General features: G+C 42.7%; 16 protein-coding genes. 10 read left to right on the forward strand and 6 right to left on the reverse strand.

The features are described from left to right. Nucleotides 1-168: 168 nt before the first annotated feature. The gene (locus AAGA18_02185) at nucleotides 169-1,209 is read left to right on the forward strand and encodes a D-alanine--D-alanine ligase (GenBank protein MEM9444138.1); all 1,041 of its coding nucleotides are present in this window, start codon (nucleotides 169-171) and stop codon (nucleotides 1,207-1,209) included. On the opposite strand, the gene nadD is transcribed toward AAGA18_02185, so the two are convergent. Continuing rightward, nucleotides 1,203-1,823, reverse strand: a complete 621-nt coding sequence (gene nadD, locus AAGA18_02190) for a nicotinate (nicotinamide) nucleotide adenylyltransferase (GenBank protein MEM9444139.1) — start codon at nucleotides 1,821-1,823, stop codon at nucleotides 1,203-1,205. The two genes, AAGA18_02185 and nadD, sit on opposite strands and share 7 nt — an antisense overlap. 9 nt (nucleotides 1,824-1,832) lie before the next feature. Beyond that, entirely contained in the window at nucleotides 1,833-3,011 is a 1,179-nt protein-coding gene (locus tag AAGA18_02195; GenBank protein ID MEM9444140.1) for a PLP-dependent aminotransferase family protein, read from the reverse strand. A 124-nt stretch (nucleotides 3,012-3,135) separates the two neighbouring features. Between AAGA18_02195 and gcvT the strand changes: the two genes are divergently transcribed. The 8 genes from gcvT (at nucleotide 3,136) to AAGA18_02235 (ending at nucleotide 13,583) form a co-directional block, all read left to right on the forward strand. Then, nucleotides 3,136-4,242 carry a glycine cleavage system aminomethyltransferase GcvT gene (gcvT, locus tag AAGA18_02200; GenBank protein MEM9444141.1) on the forward strand — a complete coding sequence of 369 codons (1,107 nt, stop codon included), beginning with the start codon at nucleotides 3,136-3,138 and terminating at the stop codon, nucleotides 4,240-4,242. 6 nt (nucleotides 4,243-4,248) lie between these two features. Further along, nucleotides 4,249-4,629, forward strand: coding sequence for a glycine cleavage system protein GcvH (gene gcvH, locus AAGA18_02205; protein ID MEM9444142.1), 381 nt, complete (start codon nucleotides 4,249-4,251; stop codon nucleotides 4,627-4,629). Nucleotides 4,630-4,672: 43 nt separating this feature from the next. Beyond that, the gene (gene gcvP / locus AAGA18_02210; GenBank protein ID MEM9444143.1) at nucleotides 4,673-7,525 is read left to right on the forward strand and encodes an aminomethyl-transferring glycine dehydrogenase; all 2,853 of its coding nucleotides are present in this window, start codon (nucleotides 4,673-4,675) and stop codon (nucleotides 7,523-7,525) included. A 209-nt stretch (nucleotides 7,526-7,734) separates the two neighbouring features. Further along, nucleotides 7,735-8,970: an acetylornithine/succinylornithine family transaminase gene (locus AAGA18_02215; protein ID MEM9444144.1), complete on the forward strand. Its 1,236-nt coding sequence runs from the start codon at nucleotides 7,735-7,737 to the stop codon at nucleotides 8,968-8,970. Next, complete coding sequence (argF, locus tag AAGA18_02220) at nucleotides 8,967-9,866, forward strand: ornithine carbamoyltransferase (protein ID MEM9444145.1); 900 nt, start codon at nucleotides 8,967-8,969, stop codon at nucleotides 9,864-9,866. The genes AAGA18_02215 and argF overlap by 4 nt, the downstream gene beginning before the upstream one ends. A gap of 5 nt (nucleotides 9,867-9,871) precedes the next feature. Further along, complete coding sequence (gene asd, locus AAGA18_02225; GenBank protein ID MEM9444146.1) at nucleotides 9,872-10,759, forward strand: archaetidylserine decarboxylase; 888 nt, start codon at nucleotides 9,872-9,874, stop codon at nucleotides 10,757-10,759. Between the two features lie 53 nt (nucleotides 10,760-10,812). Further along, nucleotides 10,813-11,487 carry a hypothetical protein gene (locus AAGA18_02230; protein MEM9444147.1) on the forward strand — a complete coding sequence of 225 codons (675 nt, stop codon included), beginning with the start codon at nucleotides 10,813-10,815 and terminating at the stop codon, nucleotides 11,485-11,487. A 323-nt stretch (nucleotides 11,488-11,810) separates the two neighbouring features. Next, nucleotides 11,811-13,583, forward strand: a complete 1,773-nt coding sequence (locus AAGA18_02235; protein MEM9444148.1) for an NADPH-dependent assimilatory sulfite reductase hemoprotein subunit — start codon at nucleotides 11,811-11,813, stop codon at nucleotides 13,581-13,583. 25 nt (nucleotides 13,584-13,608) lie between these two features. On the opposite strand, the gene efp is transcribed toward AAGA18_02235, so the two are convergent. The 4 genes from efp to hisF form a co-directional block, all read right to left on the reverse strand. Further along, nucleotides 13,609-14,172: an elongation factor P gene (gene efp, locus AAGA18_02240; GenBank protein ID MEM9444149.1), complete on the reverse strand. Its 564-nt coding sequence runs from the start codon at nucleotides 14,170-14,172 to the stop codon at nucleotides 13,609-13,611. Nucleotides 14,173-14,264: 92 nt separating this feature from the next. Beyond that, entirely contained in the window at nucleotides 14,265-15,047 is a 783-nt protein-coding gene (locus AAGA18_02245; GenBank protein ID MEM9444150.1) for a dienelactone hydrolase family protein, read from the reverse strand. Nucleotides 15,048-15,057: 10 nt separating this feature from the next. After that, entirely contained in the window at nucleotides 15,058-15,621 is a 564-nt protein-coding gene (locus tag AAGA18_02250; GenBank protein MEM9444151.1) for an aminodeoxychorismate/anthranilate synthase component II, read from the reverse strand. A 14-nt stretch (nucleotides 15,622-15,635) separates the two neighbouring features. Further along, the gene (gene hisF / locus AAGA18_02255; protein ID MEM9444152.1) at nucleotides 15,636-16,403 is read right to left on the reverse strand and encodes an imidazole glycerol phosphate synthase subunit HisF; all 768 of its coding nucleotides are present in this window, start codon (nucleotides 16,401-16,403) and stop codon (nucleotides 15,636-15,638) included. Nucleotides 16,404-16,598: 195 nt separating this feature from the next. On the opposite strand from hisF, the gene AAGA18_02260 reads away from it, so the two are divergent. Next, nucleotides 16,599-17,813, forward strand: coding sequence for a DUF4912 domain-containing protein (locus AAGA18_02260; protein ID MEM9444153.1), 1,215 nt, complete (start codon nucleotides 16,599-16,601; stop codon nucleotides 17,811-17,813). Nucleotides 17,814-17,825: the final 12 nt, after the last annotated feature.

A 17,825-nucleotide genomic window follows, 5' to 3' on the forward strand; every position in this document is an offset into this window, starting at 1 on the left:
TGTTTTCAGGACTACTACTTCTCATTTTTGACCAGCTTTTGCGTCTATTGTACCTATTACCAGTCTTTTCTCACAGTCCTTTTATACACTCACCCCTTTCCCATACTAAGCCAAATCACTTTTTCAGTGACAACTAATTAACTTCTTGATCACACCTCAATATAGCTTATGAAAGAGTTAAGCATGAAAATCGCAGTCATTTTTGGAGGAGCTAGTGCGGAACGAGATGTTTCCATCGCAAGCGGCACTCAAGTTCTCAAAGCATTAAAAATGAAGGGTCACGAAGTTTTAGCTATTGATTCGGCAAATGGAATCGTTACTGGTAAAGAGTTGGATAACCTGCTGAACCAAGAAAAGCTAAAGATCCAGAAAACTCCTCCTGACCAAAAAACTTTACCCAGATTGAAAAAACAAACGGCAAGGGCCCTCACAAGTATACCCGAACTTCATGCTGTAGACCTTGCCTTTCTTACCCTCCATGGGGGTGAAGGAGAAGACGGCACGATCCAAGCATTCTTTGATGTTTTAAATATTCCTTATACTGGTTCCTCGCACAAAGGCAGCGCGCTGGCTATGGACAAAGATCTTTCAAAACACCTATTTCGGGCTGCAGGTGTACCAACAGCTGATTGGGTCCTGCTCAAGTCTCATGAAATCACGCAAACAGAACTAGAGGCATCCTTTGATTACCCGCTCATTGTGAAAGCAAATAAACAAGGATCTTCCGTTGGTTTGTACGTAGCAAAAAGCTGGGAAGAGGTCCAACATGCCATTACCAATACTCTGCAATTTGATGATGAAGTCTTGATTGAGTCCTATATTCCAGGAAAAGAATACACGGTAGGCATTCTCAAAAATGAGGCTTTAGCTGTAGGAGAGATTATACCGCAAAATTCTGATCTATTCGATTATGAAAGCAAGTATCAAGCTGATGGAGCTCAGGAAGTATTTCCAGCAGCCCTTTCTAATGAGCTTACTAAGGAAGCTCAAAGATTGGCTCTACTTGCCCACCAATCGCTAAAACTAAGAGACTTCTCTCGTGTCGACTTTCGACTTGATGAAGAAGGCAACTTCTGGTGTCTGGAAGTCAACACACTTCCTGGCATGACCACCCGCAGCCTACTTCCGCAAAGCGCCTCCTCTACAGGCATTCCATTCCCAGACTTCTGTGAGCGTATTTGCCAAGTTGCTATCGAACGGAATCAATGAGGGCTGTATAAGCCTTGTGCTTGAATATAATCGATTACTTTTGGATGAATGAGCTCTGCAGCTAGAATGTCATCTTCAATCCCCATTCTTAAATACTTACGAATTTCAGAAGCTGATATACCAACCACTTGCTCCTCAGCGAAAATAAGGTTGAGACCCGTATAGCGCTCCACAGATAACTCTTTTGTTTGGCCATGACGTGAGAAGACTAAGCATTGAATCTTGTCCTTTAGTTCTTCAAATCTGGCCCATTGATCGAGGACTCGATACTGGTCATAACCAATTACCAAGACTAATTCGGCAGCGGGATATTGATCCTGTAACCAATGGATTGTTTGCCAAGTATATGAGACACTCTCTTTAGAAAGCTCGTAATCTGAAATCTCTACAGCTTTAACTTCTCTCAAAGCTATTCCTATCATTTGCAAGCGATGCCTGCCTTCTGTGGGGCCCTGCCCGTCCCTTTTATGAGGTGAAAGTTTGCATGGCATCACTATAAGCTTATCCAAGTCATAAAGAGTGTTAGATAGCGCAGCTTGAACGATTTCTACATGACCCATGTGAATTGGATCAAAAGTTCCACCAAAAAGCCCTACTCTTCTCACCGGCTTCATCTCAAATGCTTAATTCTTGGTGAGTTGTTGTTTGATTGCCTTGCCCAAGACTTTACAGCCTACTTCTAGATCTTGCTCTACAGCCTTGGCAGCATTAATCCTCATATACTGCCCAGGCACTGTCTTTGTAAAAAAAACTTCGCCATGGGCAAAAGCCACTCTTTTCTTAAGACAGGCTTGCTGAGCTAATCTAAGGTTTACAGCCTTAGCGAGTTTTACCCACAACATATAACCACCACGAGGATCAGAAACCAGAGCATCCTCAGGTAAATATCTCAACAAAGCCCGCCTCAAAATCTTGCGGCGTTTGCAACAACTTGAAACAAAACGCTGCAGAGATTTCTCCCCTCTAGGATCCAAAAAAAAATGCTTTAGCGTCCTCTCAGATATAACAGAGCTATGAATATTCTCACGGCACTGTATCTCAGCAAAGCTTTCTAAATATTTCCCAGGAATTGCCATACCAACTCTCAAACCAGGAGCAACTGTTTTGGAAAAGCTTGTCACATAGATCACCGTTTCCCCATTATCGTAGGCACGTAATGGCCTTGGCACCCCACCCTCAATAAGGTTGGCATAAATGTCATCCTCAATAATCGTAATTTTTTTCTTACGACAAAAAGCTACGAAATTCTCGCGTTTGTCCTCTGGTATAGTTGCGCCGCTAGGATTCGATAAGCTCGAACATACTATCAGGACCCTTGGCTTATACTGTGAGATGAGTTTCTGGCTTCGCTCTAAATCAATACCAGTTGCTATATCAGTAGACAAGGGTAATACCTTCACACCCTTCGCACTCAACAGCTCTAACATTCCATAATAAGCGGGGCATTCAACGGCCACTACCATACCAGGTTTCACAGCAACATCAATTGCTGTATGAATGGCTTGCGTACAACCGGTAGTTAACACCATTTCCAGTTTGCTAACATCTACACCACGATGCTGCATGCGTTGAGCTAAAATCTCCCGAAGCCCATGGTCTCCCTCCGGGGCCTGATAAGCAAAAAGCTTTTTCCCTTCTTCCCTGTAGGCTTTGGCAAAACATTCGCTTAGCAACTTACCTGGCAACAAATTTGGCGAAGGCACACCTGCTGCTAAGTTGATCAATCCAGGCACGTCAGCTTGCCGCATAAAATCAAGGAGCCGCCACTTCGCCTTAAAAATATGAGGTTTCGTTACTTGCATCGTTTTAACACTGTATCCAACAAACTCCAATATATGCGTCAACTAGCAAGATATCACAATATATTCTTGTTATTCTTTCACCGCTTGTATTGACTTGGGCCCTTACCCGGCATATTTTTCCAAAATGCCATCCACGCAAGTACTCAATCATACCCCACTGCAAAAGGCACATCAAAAGCTAGGAGCTCGCATGGTAGCATTTGGGGGATGGCACATGCCAGTTCAATACGAAGGAATCATTAAAGAACATCATGCTGTTCGATCTGACGCTGGCCTCTTCGACATTAGCCACATGGGCAACTTTATTGTAAGTGGACCACAATCAGGCGATTTTCTAGATAGTGTACTTACCAACCATGTCGGGAAATTAGAAATTGGAGAAGGACAATATAACCTCATGTTAAACGAAGAGGGTGGAGTTATCGATGATTTAATTCTCTATTGCATCGACATTAATACCTATTACTTGGTGGTTAATGCCGCAAAAATATCTGAAGACCTCGATTGGCTACAAACTCACTTAGAGAGATACGATGCAACTGTAACTGACGTCAGTAGCAGCACAGGAGCGGTAGCATTACAAGGGCCTCGCTCTGAAGAAATCATTCGGCGCCTTTTCGGCGGTAATGAGATCCCAACCCGCAACCACATTGCTTTTTGGAAATTTGAAGGACAAGACCTAGCAATTGCTCGAACAGGGTATACGGGTGAGGATGGTTTCGAATGTTTTGTCCCGTCTTCACATATCACTTCGCTTTGGAATCTCATCCTCCAAAAATCACGCGACCTCGGTTGCAAGCCCTGCGGATTAGGAGCTCGAGACACCCTCCGCCTAGAGGCGGGCTTACCGCTTAATGGCAACGACCTTTCTCCCAGCATATCACCAATAGAAGCAGGTTTGAAAATTTTTGTTAATATACAAAAGGAGCACAATTTTCCAGGCCGTCCTATTATTGAAAACCAAATCAAACTTGGTCCTACTCGCAAGTTAGTAGCATTCTCTGTTACGGCCAAAGGAGCTCCACCTCGACCTCATTACGAGATTTTTATCAAAAAGGATAGAGTTGGAGAAATCACAAGTGGTGGGGTATCCCCAACTTTGGAAAAAGGAATAGGACTTGCTTTGATCGAAGCTAAGGAAGCGGTTATAGGCAGAGAAATTTTCATTGAAATTAGGGGCAAGAAAGTGCCTGCTAAAATAGAAAAGAAACCTCTGTATCGAAGAAATTAACATAGTATGAGTGATATTCCAAACGAACTGAAATACGCAGCATCACACGAATGGATCAAACTTGAAGATGGAATTGGAACTGTGGGTATTACAGATCATGCCCAAGAGGAACTAAGCGATGTCGTTTATGTCGAGTTACCCGAAATAGGCACCTCTGTGGCAGCGCAAAGCGCTATAGCAGTTGTTGAAAGTGTAAAAGCTGCTTCAGATATCTACTCACCTGTTTCAGGAGAAATCATTGAAATCAATGAAGGGCTTAATGAAGACCCTTCTTTGATCAACCAGTCACCGTATGAAGGTGGATGGATTTATAAAGTCAAAGTCGAGAAGCCAGAAGAAATTGATGAACTTAAGTCTCCTGAGGACTACAAAGCCCTAACAAACTAATACCTTGCACCATACTAATACTCATTTAATAAATTCGCTTTCTATGGGTTCTAACGATTTCCCTGAACGCCATATTGGACCCACTGAAGAGGATTCTCAGGCAATGGCGAAGGAAATTGGCTATGATTGTTTGGATGATTTGATTAATCACTCAGTGCCAGAGAGCATTCGACTCAAGGAGCCACTCAACTTACCTATGCCTCTTACCGAACAAGAGGCACTCGCAGAACTCAAGCAACTAGCATCACAAAATAAAGTATTTCGCAGCTACATAGGCTTGGGCTATTACAATACCTACACACCTTCAGTGATACTACGTAGCATCCTGGAAAATCCTGCCTGGTATACAGCCTATACACCTTACCAACCAGAAATAGCCCAAGGCCGCTTAGAAGCATTACTTAACTTCCAAACTATGATAGCAGACCTCTGCGCCATGGATATCGCTAACGCTTCCTTGTTAGATGAAGCTACAGCAGCAGCAGAAGCTGTTACCATGGCTTATGCGGCCACCAAGAATAAACGTAATAGGCTTTTAGTAGCCTCCAACTGTCACCCGCAAACGATTGCTGTTATCCAGACACGTGCATTACCATTGGGCATAAGGGTAGAAGTCACGGACCTCCTAACTTTTAAGTTAGACGAAACGGTTTTTGCTGCCCTTGTCCAATACCCCGATACCCATGGAGAGGTCTATGATTTTCATTCTCTTTCTAGAGAACTTCATGAAAACGGCAGCTTATTACTCGTTGCCAGTGATCTGATGGCTCTAACTCTTCTTCGTCCGCCAGGTGAATTTGATGCTGATATTGTTATCGGTAATTCGCAACGTTTTGGCGTACCGTTAGGGTTTGGTGGTCCTCATGCGGCTTTCATGGCTACCAAGGATAAATATAAACGCCTCATGCCAGGTAGGCTTATTGGTGTCACAAAGGACGCCGATGACCAATCTGCGTATCGCCTCTCTCTCCAAACAAGGGAACAGCACATACGTAGAGATAAAGCAACTAGCAATATATGCACTGCCCAAGTTTTACTCGCCGTAATAGCATCTATGTATGCTGTCTATCATGGTCCAGACCGTATTGTCAGTATTGCTCGACGTATCACTCAATTCACTCACTCGCTTGCTAAGTTATTAGAGCAGTCAGGATTTAAACTTCTCAATAAAACCTTTTTTGACACTCTGACTATTGAGCTAACTGATAAAGATAAAGAAGCGGTTGTCAGGCTTGCAAATGAACAATCCATCAACTTTCGAACTGACCAACCTAAAAAAATTGGCATCTCACTTGATGAAACAACTCAAGCTTGTGATGTCTTGCAAATATACCACATACTCCTCGAAGCTACTGGAAACCCTTCAGATACCGTCAAGCTACCTTTAATTGACCAAACGACCATTGAGAGTAACGGCATCTCTCGAACTTCAGATATACTCGTTCACCCCATATTTAATACTTACCACACAGAAACGGAATTTCTGCGCTACCTCAGAAGCCTTGAACTAAAGGATATTTCTCTTGCGACTTCCATGATCCCTCTTGGTTCATGCACTATGAAATTAAATGCCGCCTCAGAAATGCTGCCGGTCACTTGGCCAGAGTTTGGTCAACTTCATCCTTTTGTTCCCAGCAGCCAGAGCCAAGGCTATAAAAGATTATTTGATCAATTAGAGGCCTGGCTCACCGAAATCACAGGTTTTGCCGCTATTTCTCTTCAGCCTAATGCCGGATCTCAAGGAGAATATGCGGGACTATTAGCCATTCGAGCCTACCATGAAAGCAGAGGAGATAAGCACCGCACAGTTTGCCTCATTCCGGAGTCTGCTCATGGAACGAACCCAGCTAGTGCCATTATGGTGGGTTACGAAGTGATAGCGGTTGCCTGTTCAGAGGGAGGAATTGACCTTGATGATCTAGGCAAAAAAGTAGAGCAGTACGCTGAGAGGCTTGCCGCCATTATGGTAACCTACCCTTCAACCTATGGGGTATTTGAACCTACGATTAAGGATATTTGCCAAACTGTTCACCAAGCTGGTGGACAAGTGTACATGGATGGGGCAAACCTCAATGCGCAAGTAGGTCTTTGTAAACCAGGTGACATAGGTGCTGATGTCTGCCACCTAAACTTGCACAAAACCTTTTGTATCCCACATGGAGGAGGGGGTCCAGGCATGGGGCCCATTGGAGTTGCTGATCACTTGGCACCTTTTCTCTCTGGACACCCACTAATCCAGTCTGGAGGCAAAGACGCTATTGGCCCAGTCTCAGCAGCACCCTGGGGGAGCCCATCTATTCTTCCCATTTCTTGGATGTATATCCGCATGACGGGAGCTACTGGTTTAACTCATGCATCTAAAATAGCTATTCTCAATGCTAATTATGTTGCAGAAAAACTAAAGCATTGCTTTCCGGTTCTATTCAAAGGGGAAAATCATTTGGTCGCCCACGAATGTATCATCGACTGCCGGGCGTGGAGAGATTCTTGCCAAATTAATGTAGAAGATATCGCTAAACGCCTTATGGACTTTGGTTTCCATGCACCCACTATGTCCTGGCCAGTTCCTGGGACTATGATGATTGAGCCTACAGAAAGTGAATCACGGCAGGAGCTAGATCGTTTCTGTGAAGCTATGATTTCGATATATGAAGAAATTAAAGCTATTCGGGAAGGGAAACTAGACACACAAGACAATCCTCTCAAAAACGCACCGCATACTGCTTCATCTGTTGTCTCAGACAATTGGTCCCATCCTTATCCGCGCGAGCAAGCTGCTTTCCCTCAAGAGTGGGTCAGAGCAAATAAATTTTGGCCTCCTGTAGGACGAGTGGATAACGTTTATGGGGACCGCAACCTTGTTTGTTCTTGCCCACCCATGGAATCTGCTTCTTGATCGAGTTTTCATATTGAGAAGTAAGATTGCAAGGACATCCCTAAGTGCTTATTCGGATTACTAGTCGTAAAACATACAGATAAACCTGATAAAGAGTAGTCTTACTCGAATCTTAGATCTCTCAGTTTTTTTTCGTCCGGGTTAAATTTCTGTTTCAGCTAATAATTTGTTTGTGTTTTTCGCTTATTAAACTGAAATAGAGGGTTTCTATGAATACTTTCACCGACAACAAAGAGGTTCATGAATCAGGCGGAGCGAACTCTTGTTCATCTGTCATCTCGCTTTTCGACGCATATGTTGTGCCCAATTACAAACGCAATTTTGCGTTGATTAAGGGTGAGGGCACAAAAGTTTGGGATGAAGCTGGTAAAAGCTATTTAGATTTCGGAGGCGGTATAGCGGTAAATTGCCTAGGTCATGCACACCCCCGCATCACTCAAACACTCACTGAGCAAAGCCGCAAGCTGGTGCACGTTTCCAACCTCTACTATAGCGAACCTCAGGGTAAATTAGCTCAGCGAATTGTTGAAAAAACTGGCCCTGGTAAAGTCTTCTTTTGCAACAGTGGAGCAGAGGCCAATGAAGCGCTATTCAAGCTATCACGGAAATTCGGAGCCCCTAAAAATAGGTATGAAATCATTACCGCCACTAAGTCATTCCATGGAAGGACTTTTGCTGGGATATCTGCTACCGGACAAAATAAGGTTAAAACAGATTTTCAGCCATTACTTCCGGGCTTTAAGCATGCTCCTTTCAATGATTTAGAAGCCTTTAAGAATTCTATCACCGAGCAAACCGTAGGAATTCTAATTGAAGGGATCCAAGGAGAGGGAGGAATTCATCTTGCTGATCCTCAATTCCTGCTGGGGCTTCGTAAACTCACTCAGGAGCATGAGATTCTTTTGCTCTGGGATGGTGTTCAGTGCGGAGCGTATCGAACAGGCTCCTGGCAAAGCTATGAGAGGATCTTACAAGATAGTGGTTCTAAAGATTTCCTACCTGATGGTATTGCTATGGCCAAATCGCTGGGTGGCGGATTTCCCATCGGAGCGACTTGGATTGCACAGCCTTATGCAGACCTATTACAGCCGGGAACCCACGGCACAACTTTTGGTGGCACACCTTTGGGATGCGCCGTAGCCAATACTGTACTAGATGTTATTGAAGAAGAAGAACTAAACCAGAATATCACAGCTCGAAGCGAACAAATCATCCAAGAACTTAGCCCACTAGTCGATCAAGACAAAATTAAGACTATCCGTGGTCTTGGTGGAATGATTGGATTCGAACCCTCCATTTCTAACTTTGAGGCTGTAAAAAAGTTGACACTAGCAGGACTGCTTACTGTTCCAGCTGGTGATAATATTGTGCGCTTATTACCACCGCTTAATATTACTGAAAATGAAACTCATCAAGCTTTAAATCTCATCAAGGAAACCCTATGAACCACCTACTAGGAATTAAGGATTTTACTCTAACTGCTGAGGAAACGGATAAATATATTTTTGACCTCGCCACACAATTCAAGGCAAATCGAACTAGTCATGAAAAACCCTTGTTAGGCCAAACTTGGAATCTTATCTTTAGTAAGTCATCGACAAGAACCCGGTTATCCTTCGAAGTCGGAGTTTATGAGCTAGGTGCAAATGGTGTTTTCCTAAACACTCAAGATATCCAACTTGGACGTGGAGAACCTATCATTGACACTGCTCGCGTTATGGGGCGCATGACACACGGTGCCGTCATCAGAACATATGACCAAAGGGATGTGGAGGATTTTGCCCAGTATTCTGAAATACCTACTATTAATGCCCTTACTGACGATGAACACCCTTGCCAAATCCTCACAGACCTATTCACTATCAAAGAAAAATTGGGTGCCATAAAAGGTAAAAAAATTGCTTTTATCGGAGATGCCGATTGTAATGTGGCTAATTCATTTGCTTATGCTGCTCCCATTTTTGATTATAAGCTGAATTTCGCTGCGCCTATTAGCTATCAGTCTAAAATTGACAATAACCATATAGAAACATTTATAGACCCATTTGATGCGACTAAAGACGTCGACGTAATCTACACAGATGTCTGGATCTCCATGGGTAAAGAAGAGGAATCAGAGAAACGTCTCAAAGAATTTCACGGTTATCAAATCAACAAGGCTCTTGTAAAGGAAGCGAAAAAGGATGCACTCGTACTCCATTGTCTACCTGCTTACCGTGACAAGGAGATATCTGAAGAAATACTTGAAGAGAGAGCTACAGATATTTTTGACCAAGCTGAAAACAGACTCCACACTCAAAAGGCTATACTCAGTTGGCTCAATAGCAGTCGTGCCACTTAGCTATTATGCACGAAACGCTTGTCTATAACCGGCAGACGGCACAGCTTGAGCCCGAACCTTTTTTTGGTCAAAAGGCTACCGTATTTTTTCATGAAAGCCATATAGGCTTCTTCTTGATGGAGACCATTCTTCGTTGGAGATGGATTAGTGAGCTGCAAACTATTTATTATCATAAAAGAAGATCTAAAAAAGACATTCAACCCTTTATAGAAAAATACAAAGTTGATATTGCCGAATTACAAGATGAAGTAACTTCCTTTAACTCATTCAATGATTTTTTCGTTCGTAAGCTAAAGCCTGAAGCTCGTCCAATCGACTCAGACCCCAAAAAACTTATTTCCCCAGCGGATGCCAGGTTATTTGTTTATAAAATCAATCAAGATTTAATTGTACCTGTAAAGGGAGTTTCCTTTACTCTTAAACAGTTAACACGAGACCAGGAAATTGCCAAATTTTTCGAAGGGGGATTGTGCTTAATTTTTCGCCTAGCACCTATTGACTACCACCGTTTTTGCTACGTAGATGATGTCAGTTATCAATCTCACATCACAATCAATGGCTGTTATCGCTCAGTAAATCCTATTTCACTTGGAAAGAATAAACCTGTTTTCACAGAGAACCAGCGTCAGTATTGCCTGATGCAGTCGGCTAATTTTGGCCCTATTTTACATATAGATGTTGGAGCGATTGGAGTAGGCCGGATTATTCAACACCACTTACGGGGAGGCTCTTTTGTTAAGGGCCAAGAAAAAGGCTATTTCGAATTTGGTGGCTCAACCTCAATTTTGCTCCTCAAAGAGGGTTCGGTTCGACTAGATAGTGACCTCCTAGAGCAGTCGAGTTCCGGCTATGAGACTTTAGTCCGCTATGGAGAGGCGATAGGAAGCATCTAGACTCCACTCAGCTTATCCTTGGATTTTCAAATAACCTGTAGTAAATTAACTCTATGAGACAAGCATTCTTACTTGTCATGTTTTCGTTGCTTTCCTCATGTCTCTTAGCCATAGACAAAAATTTTGGGCGCGATCCAGAGGCTATATACCTAGAAGACTTGACGGGGTTAGGAGAAGTCCTTATCACACCCAGAGTAAATACTGGCATATATGCCAGACGAAATCTGCAAATATTCCTTGCCAATTTACTCAAAAATCAAAAAGCCATTCTGCTAGCTTATAATAAAGATTCTTACTATGTTCAGATCCCCAATAAGAATACAAAGGGCTGGGTAGATCCAGATGATTTGGAGCCTCTGGATAAAGAATTGATCATACAGATCGCAGAAAAATACGAGAACTACAAAAAGTTCGAGAGTGCGCTCGCAGAGAAAAGAGTCATTCCAGGAATGACTCTAGTGCAAGTAAAGAAAATGCTTGGAAAGCCTGATAAGGAATCCTTTAGAGTTGAAGCATCTGGACGCTATGATTCTTACTCCTACATCACCTATGAAAAGAAGGTCCGATATCAAAAAGTTCGAGACCCGTTTTCTAATAGACTAATTACTACGAGTTATGTCGAAAAGATACCTGTAGGTTCACTCAATATACAGTTTAAGGAGGGCGAGGTCGTTTCCCTAGAGCAGACTGTGGATAATAACCGTAAAACAGACCACCGCTTTAATTAGTTTATAAAGGACTTGATACCTATTTAACCGGATTGATGCTACAGAGATTTAAAGCTCTGTAGAAGATCTTGGTCCCCACAAACACAGAGTCCCCTAGAGGTATCACCTTATTGATGTATCTGCTTCGAGATTCTATTTCTCCCTTCTCAAACTTTACCCATCTTGTTCAACTTGTATGAAATCATCCCAGTTACAGTATGCAAAAACAAGATCTAAGCCCTAAAGCCTACTAAATTGATCAACTTTATAGACATTTAATTTGCTTTGCCCACTAAATGCGTTACTATATGTCACTAAACCCAATTATTTGGAACTCGGAAAATATGGAAAAGCCATCTCCACAATCAAAAAAAGTACAAAATCTTGCTAAAAATGAAAGCATCAAGACTGCTAGTAATTACCTTCGTGGCACACTTATAGAAGGACTGGCAGACCAAACTACTGGCTCACTTGCTGCAGATGATACCCAATTGACTAAATTCCATGGAATTTACCAACAAGATGACCGAGATGTGCGCAAGGAGCGACGTAAACAAAAGCTAGAACCTGCATTTTCCTTCATGATCCGTGTCCGTGTACCTGGCGGAGTATGCACACCCAAGCAATGGTTGGAAATGGACGAAATCGCTACAACTTATGCAAACCAAACACTCAAGCTTACAACTCGCCAGGCATTTCAGTTCCATGGAGTCATTAAAAGCAATCTGAAGACTACTATTCAAGATATCAATAAAGCTGTGTTAGATACCATTGCAGCTTGTGGTGATGTCAATCGAAATGTCATGTGTAATCCCAATCCTTACCAAAGCACGCTTCATGCAGATGCCCTAAAAACTGCACAAGATATTAGTGACCATTTGACACCCAGAACAAAAGCTTATCACGAAATTTGGTTAACTGATGAAGCTGGTGAAAAGCACCAAGTTACAGTTGATCCAGAACATAGTAATAGGGAAGAGGAGCCTATCTATGGTAAGACTTATTTGCCGCGCAAATTTAAAATCGTTGTAGCCATTCCACCCAGTAACGATGTCGATATTTTTGCTCATGATTTAGGTTTCATAGCCATTATTGAAGAGGAAAAAATTGTTGGCTACAACATTACGGTTGGAGGGGGAATGGGTATGACCCATGGAAATGAAAAAACTTACCCCCGCCTAGCCGATGTCATGGGATATTGTCTACCCGAGCAAGTTGTTGAAGTTGCCGAAAAAGTGGTCCTTGTACAGAGAGACTATGGAGACCGAAACGACCGTAAACATGCTCGCCTTAAATACACCATTGAGGATCACGGACTTGATTGGTTCAAGGCAGAAGTAGAGAAACGTCTAGGTTATAAATTAGAGGATCCCAAGCCTTTTCACTTTGATGACAATGGAGACCGGTATGGATGGACAGAAGACGCCAATGGTAGCCATCACTTGACACTCTTTATTACTAATGGCCGAGTTAAGGATAGCAAGGACTTGCCCATGTTAACTGGACTACGTGAAATTGCTAAAATCCATACGGGTGATTTCCGTTTGACGGCAAACCAAAACCTCATTATAGCCAACATCTCTAGCACCCAAAAACCAGCTATTAAGCAACTTCTGGAAAAGTACAATATGCATGATACGTACGAGGCCTCGGGAATGCGCCTCAATTCAATGGCGTGCGTAGCCTTGCCTACATGTGGGTTATCTCTTGCAGAAAGTGAACGTTACCTCCCCAGCCTGATTGGCGAGCTCGAAACAGTTCTAGAAGAATGCGGGTTGAGAGATGATGCCATCACCATCCGTATGACCGGTTGCCCGAATGGATGTGCAAGGCCCTACATTGCAGAAATAGCTTTTGTCGGTCGAGGACCTTCCTCTTACAATGTTTATCTAGGAGGAGGATTTGTTGGAGACAGACTGAACAAACTATACAAGCAGTCTGTAAAGGCCTCAGAGATCAAAGGGCTATTAAAACCCGTCATTCTCGATTACGCTCAGACGCGTAAAGGAGGGGAAAAGTTTGGCGATTTTGTTATTCGAAAAGGCTACGTGTTGGAAACAAAGGCTGGTAGAGAATTCCATGAAGACTTTAAGGAGCCAGAACCCGTTCTAGCTTAACCATCTTAAATTGAAGATCTCTTGCCTAAGCGCGGCTGGTATATTTACCAGTGCGTGGGTCTACTTTAATCTTGTCACCTTCTTTGACAAAAAGAGGAACCTGGACGGTGACCCCAGTTTCTAAAGTAGCAGGTTTTAGAGCATTCGTTGCAGTATCTCCTTTAAGTCCTTCTGGTGATTCGGTAACCTCCAAGACTACTGAGGGAGGCAACTCTACACCTACACACCGGCCATCTATAAATACGAGATCCACTTCAGAATTTTCAGTCATGTAGTCCTTTGAAGGTCCCACAAGATCTGCAGCTAAAGTCATATTCTCATAGGACTCTAAATTCATAAAGACAAAGCTATCCCCCTCTGGATAACTATATTCCCATTTTTCAGTACTCACATTAACCAGCTCAACTGTATCACTTGTCCGAAAGCGCTCTTCTAGCTGCTTACCAGTAGATAGAGACTTTAGGGTAGCTTGCATATAGGCAGGGCCCTTGCCAGGCTTACGGTGCTCTTTTCCTACGAGAATACAATTATCATTATTCCACTTGATCGCCTGACCAACCCTTAAATCATTTACATTAGACTTTGCCATAACAACTACGAAGTAATGAAGGTGTAATTATCCCAGCTCAAATAAGAAGTGCAAATGAAAAGTGCCGTTAGCTTCAAAATGGGTATTGGCCCTCAGCCAAAAACTTTATCTAGAAGGCTATCTTTTTTAGTATTCTGCAGACATTTAAGCCAAAAGCTAAAAGCCTCTTTCCAACTATTGCTCCAGCTATGGGGGGAAGAACTCAATAGCCATACTTTTTGATAATCTTCAGCTACTGGCTGAAATTTTATGTCTTTTAATAAACTTTTATCTACTTCCTTCATTCTAGCCTGAATTTCGGGAACATTATTTCCCACCACTTGGATAGGAGCATTTACTTGTCTCAAGCTTTTTAGATCAAAATTCTGTTTAGGATAAAATAAGGTAATACCAGCAACTATTTCTTGGTCTTTGACCGCGTTGATTACAACATCAACACTTCCTCTGGCACCAATAACTAAAACTTTATCCATGCGGAAGCGCGGACTAGATTTGAAAAATTGTATTCCTGTTTGCACAGCTTTAACAGAAGTGCCCAATTCTACCCACTGTTCAAGGATCTGGGCCCCTTCTTGTGTTTGAGCCCTTTCACCATTGTAAAGATCGACTGCAAGCACAATATAACCCAAATCAGCTAGTTCTCGACACACTTTACACACAGAGCTAGTTAGGCCCCAAGAGTCCGGTGCTATGACTAAGCCCGCTTTAGGTCTTTTTTCTGGAATAACTAAGTAACCAACATCCTCGGATCCATAGTCTCTTAATGAAATCAGCATAGCGTTATCATCATTAGGCTGATTTTGCCCTACACTGACTTGTCCGTTAGCAAGTAAAACCCACACAACAGACAACGAAATCACAAGTCTTCTCATCATATATAAGCCTTTATAGATCTAAAAAATTCTTCAGCAACTGCTTTCCTTGCCTTGTTAATATCGACTCTGGATGGAATTGCACACCATGTAAGGGTTTGGACGTGTGGCAAATACCCATGATTTCACCTTCTTTTGTCTCTGCAGTCACTTCTAAGCAAACTGGCAATGACTCTCTCTCCACGATCAACGAATGATATCTTGTTGCTTCAAATGGGTTGGTCAGTCCATGAAACAAACCATTATTCTGATGCGATATCATAGAGGTTTTGCCGTGCATCAAATTAGCCGCCCTAACGACTCTCCCGCCTAAACTTTGAGCTATACACTGATGTCCCAAACAAACTCCTAAGATAGGCATCTTATGACTCAAGCTTTTTATAAGTTCATTTGAAATACCAGCTTCTTCAGGTCTACCAGGACCCGGAGAAATGACAAGATGCTTTGGGTTTATCTTTTTGACCTCATCCAAAGACACTTCATCGTGGTAGTAGACTTTTAACTCTGCCCCAAGTTCTCCAAAATACTGCACAAGGTTGTATGTAAAAGAATCGTAATTATCAATTATCACTAACATACCGCTATTTCGTATCAGAGGTGCTCGAGCCTTACAGGCACACCCTTTTCATGGAGGAAGTCTTTTACCTGGCCAATGGTTAAAATCTCAAAATGAAATAGACTAGCAGCTAACACCGCATCGGCATTACCCTCTATGAGAACTTCTTTAAAATGCCGCAACTCTCCCGCTCCACCACTAGCAATGACAGGTATATTCACCGCACTAGAAACTGCTCTTGTTAATTCTATATCGTAGCCAGCTTTTGTCCCATCCGCATCCATACTCGTCAGAAGAATTTCCCCAGCTCCTAAATCTTCTACCCTCTGAACCCACTCTATCGCATCGAGCCTAACTGGAGTTCGACCGCCATGTGTATAAACTTCCCATCCCCCATCAATTTTTCGCTTGGCATCTACTGCAACTACTATTGCTTGAGTTCCAAATGCTTCGGCGCCCTCTTTTACTAATTCTGGTCTATTCACAGCGGCAGTGTTCACACTAACCTTATCAGCACCAGCCTCTAGCATAACTCTCATATCTTGAACTTCTCTGATGCCACCTCCTACGGTCACTGGCATAAAGACACGCTCTACAGTCCTCTTTACAACATCAACCATTGTGGCCCGATTATCGCTGGAAGCGGTAATATCTAGAAAGACCAACTCATCAGCGTACTGTTTATCATATGCGATAGCACTTTCCACAGGATCTCCAGCATCTTGTAAGCCTTTAAAATGAACGCCTTTCACCACACGACCATCTTTGACATCTAGGCAGGGAATAACTCGCTTTGCTAGCATTGTGTTTTAAGACTATGCAGAATTATCTTGGGCTAGAAGGAAATAGTCGCTTTTTTGGTATTACTAAAAACTTTTAATGAGAACCATTACAGATTTTAAAGTGCGAGTACTGAAATTAAAAATACTCCATACACTTTGTGCTTCCATTACAAATCCTTGTACTATTTAATTTAAGGTAATTGGTGAGAGGAAATCATGTCTAAGAAAACAGAGAAATCTAAGTCTACAAATAAAGCAACTAAAGAGCCTCATACAGAATCCACCTCAGAACATAAGAGCAAGTCCGTTAAGACAGACCCAGAAATTGTAAGTGATGATCGAATTGCTGTAGCCGTAGCCAGCAAGTTTGATGTAGGTAGCAAAGAGCAAAAGGAAGCAAGCTCAACTCACAGCAAAGTGGAACCTGCCTATGAGAACTTGGGGGAACTTCCTGATTTCTATGAAACCAGGAAATGCTTTCTGGCACCACGTGACCCATACCACCTGTTTGCTTACTGGGACCTTTCGTATAACCAAATTAAAGAATACGAAAATGCCGCTCATGATGATAAAGTGTTTATACAGCTATGCTATACAAATGGCCATCGCGTGCAGCAAGCCCAGATCTACCCCGGAAGCCGAGACTGGCACATAGATGTGCAAAAAGCTAATACAAGTTTCTACGCAGAAATAGGCTATTACCAGCCCGATGGCACCTTTTTTGTCATTTCGCGCTCATGCACCGCCACTACCCCTCCCGACCAGATGTCGCAAAACACTCAAGTAAAGTATGTAACTATACCATTTAATTTCACGTTTCGACAGCTCTCTGAGATTATCTTGGGCAAAAGCCTACCGGGCGAGGAATTAGCTGATACCCTGTCACGCCTGCAAGAAGATGGATATCCGTTCCCATTTGAGACTATGGCCAAGCGTAGACTCTCTCAAGGAGAGCAACATAAACTATTAGAAATTATGGCTGGCGAAGTAGTTCGTCGAATCAACATGGGGTCCTTTGAAATGACTGAAGTGCTACGCAGAAGGTATGCTGACCTTGTCACGAGTGGGCAATGGGAAAGCCCGGGCTTTTCACCTCATATGTCCTCATGGTTCGGTAGCAGGCATATGATGGAATTACCGGAAGATTTTTTCCTACACGTCAATGCCGAGCTCATCATATATGGAGGAACAAAGCCCGGGGCCAAAGTAAGAATTGATGGGCAAGAAATAGATCTCAGTACTGACGGCACATTTCATTATCATTTTAATTATAAGGACGGCATTTACCATATACCGGTTGAAGCCTCTTCTACTGAAAACAGTCAAACAAGATCAGCTCTTCTATCCTTTGCCAAAGAAAGTAATCGCTCAAATGGCACCTTCGAGACGCCACAGCTCGATAAGGCTGAACCCTTCGGCAAGGTTAAGTAACGCTTACTAAAT

The organism is Verrucomicrobiota bacterium (assembly GCA_039192515.1).
Taxonomy (GTDB): Bacteria; Verrucomicrobiota; Verrucomicrobiia; order Methylacidiphilales; family JBCCWR01; genus JBCCWR01.

Coding starts and splice junctions, on each gene's coding strand:
- AAGA18_02185 (MEM9444138.1), top strand. CDS start 169: ATGAAAGAGTTAAGCATGAAAATCGCAGTCATTTTTGGAGGAGCTAGT.
- nadD (MEM9444139.1), bottom strand. CDS start 1,823: ATGAAGCCGGTGAGAAGAGTAGGGCTTTTTGGTGGAACTTTTGATCCA.
- AAGA18_02195 (MEM9444140.1), bottom strand. CDS start 3,011: ATGCAAGTAACGAAACCTCATATTTTTAAGGCGAAGTGGCGGCTCCTT.
- gcvT (MEM9444141.1), top strand. CDS start 3,136: ATGCCATCCACGCAAGTACTCAATCATACCCCACTGCAAAAGGCACAT.
- gcvH (MEM9444142.1), top strand. CDS start 4,249: ATGAGTGATATTCCAAACGAACTGAAATACGCAGCATCACACGAATGG.
- gcvP (MEM9444143.1), top strand. CDS start 4,673: ATGGGTTCTAACGATTTCCCTGAACGCCATATTGGACCCACTGAAGAG.
- AAGA18_02215 (MEM9444144.1), top strand. CDS start 7,735: ATGAATACTTTCACCGACAACAAAGAGGTTCATGAATCAGGCGGAGCG.
- argF (MEM9444145.1), top strand. CDS start 8,967: ATGAACCACCTACTAGGAATTAAGGATTTTACTCTAACTGCTGAGGAA.
- asd (MEM9444146.1), top strand. CDS start 9,872: ATGCACGAAACGCTTGTCTATAACCGGCAGACGGCACAGCTTGAGCCC.
- AAGA18_02230 (MEM9444147.1), top strand. CDS start 10,813: ATGAGACAAGCATTCTTACTTGTCATGTTTTCGTTGCTTTCCTCATGT.
- AAGA18_02235 (MEM9444148.1), top strand. CDS start 11,811: ATGGAAAAGCCATCTCCACAATCAAAAAAAGTACAAAATCTTGCTAAA.
- efp (MEM9444149.1), bottom strand. CDS start 14,172: ATGGCAAAGTCTAATGTAAATGATTTAAGGGTTGGTCAGGCGATCAAG.
- AAGA18_02245 (MEM9444150.1), bottom strand. CDS start 15,047: ATGATGAGAAGACTTGTGATTTCGTTGTCTGTTGTGTGGGTTTTACTT.
- AAGA18_02250 (MEM9444151.1), bottom strand. CDS start 15,621: ATGTTAGTGATAATTGATAATTACGATTCTTTTACATACAACCTTGTG.
- hisF (MEM9444152.1), bottom strand. CDS start 16,403: ATGCTAGCAAAGCGAGTTATTCCCTGCCTAGATGTCAAAGATGGTCGT.
- AAGA18_02260 (MEM9444153.1), top strand. CDS start 16,599: ATGTCTAAGAAAACAGAGAAATCTAAGTCTACAAATAAAGCAACTAAA.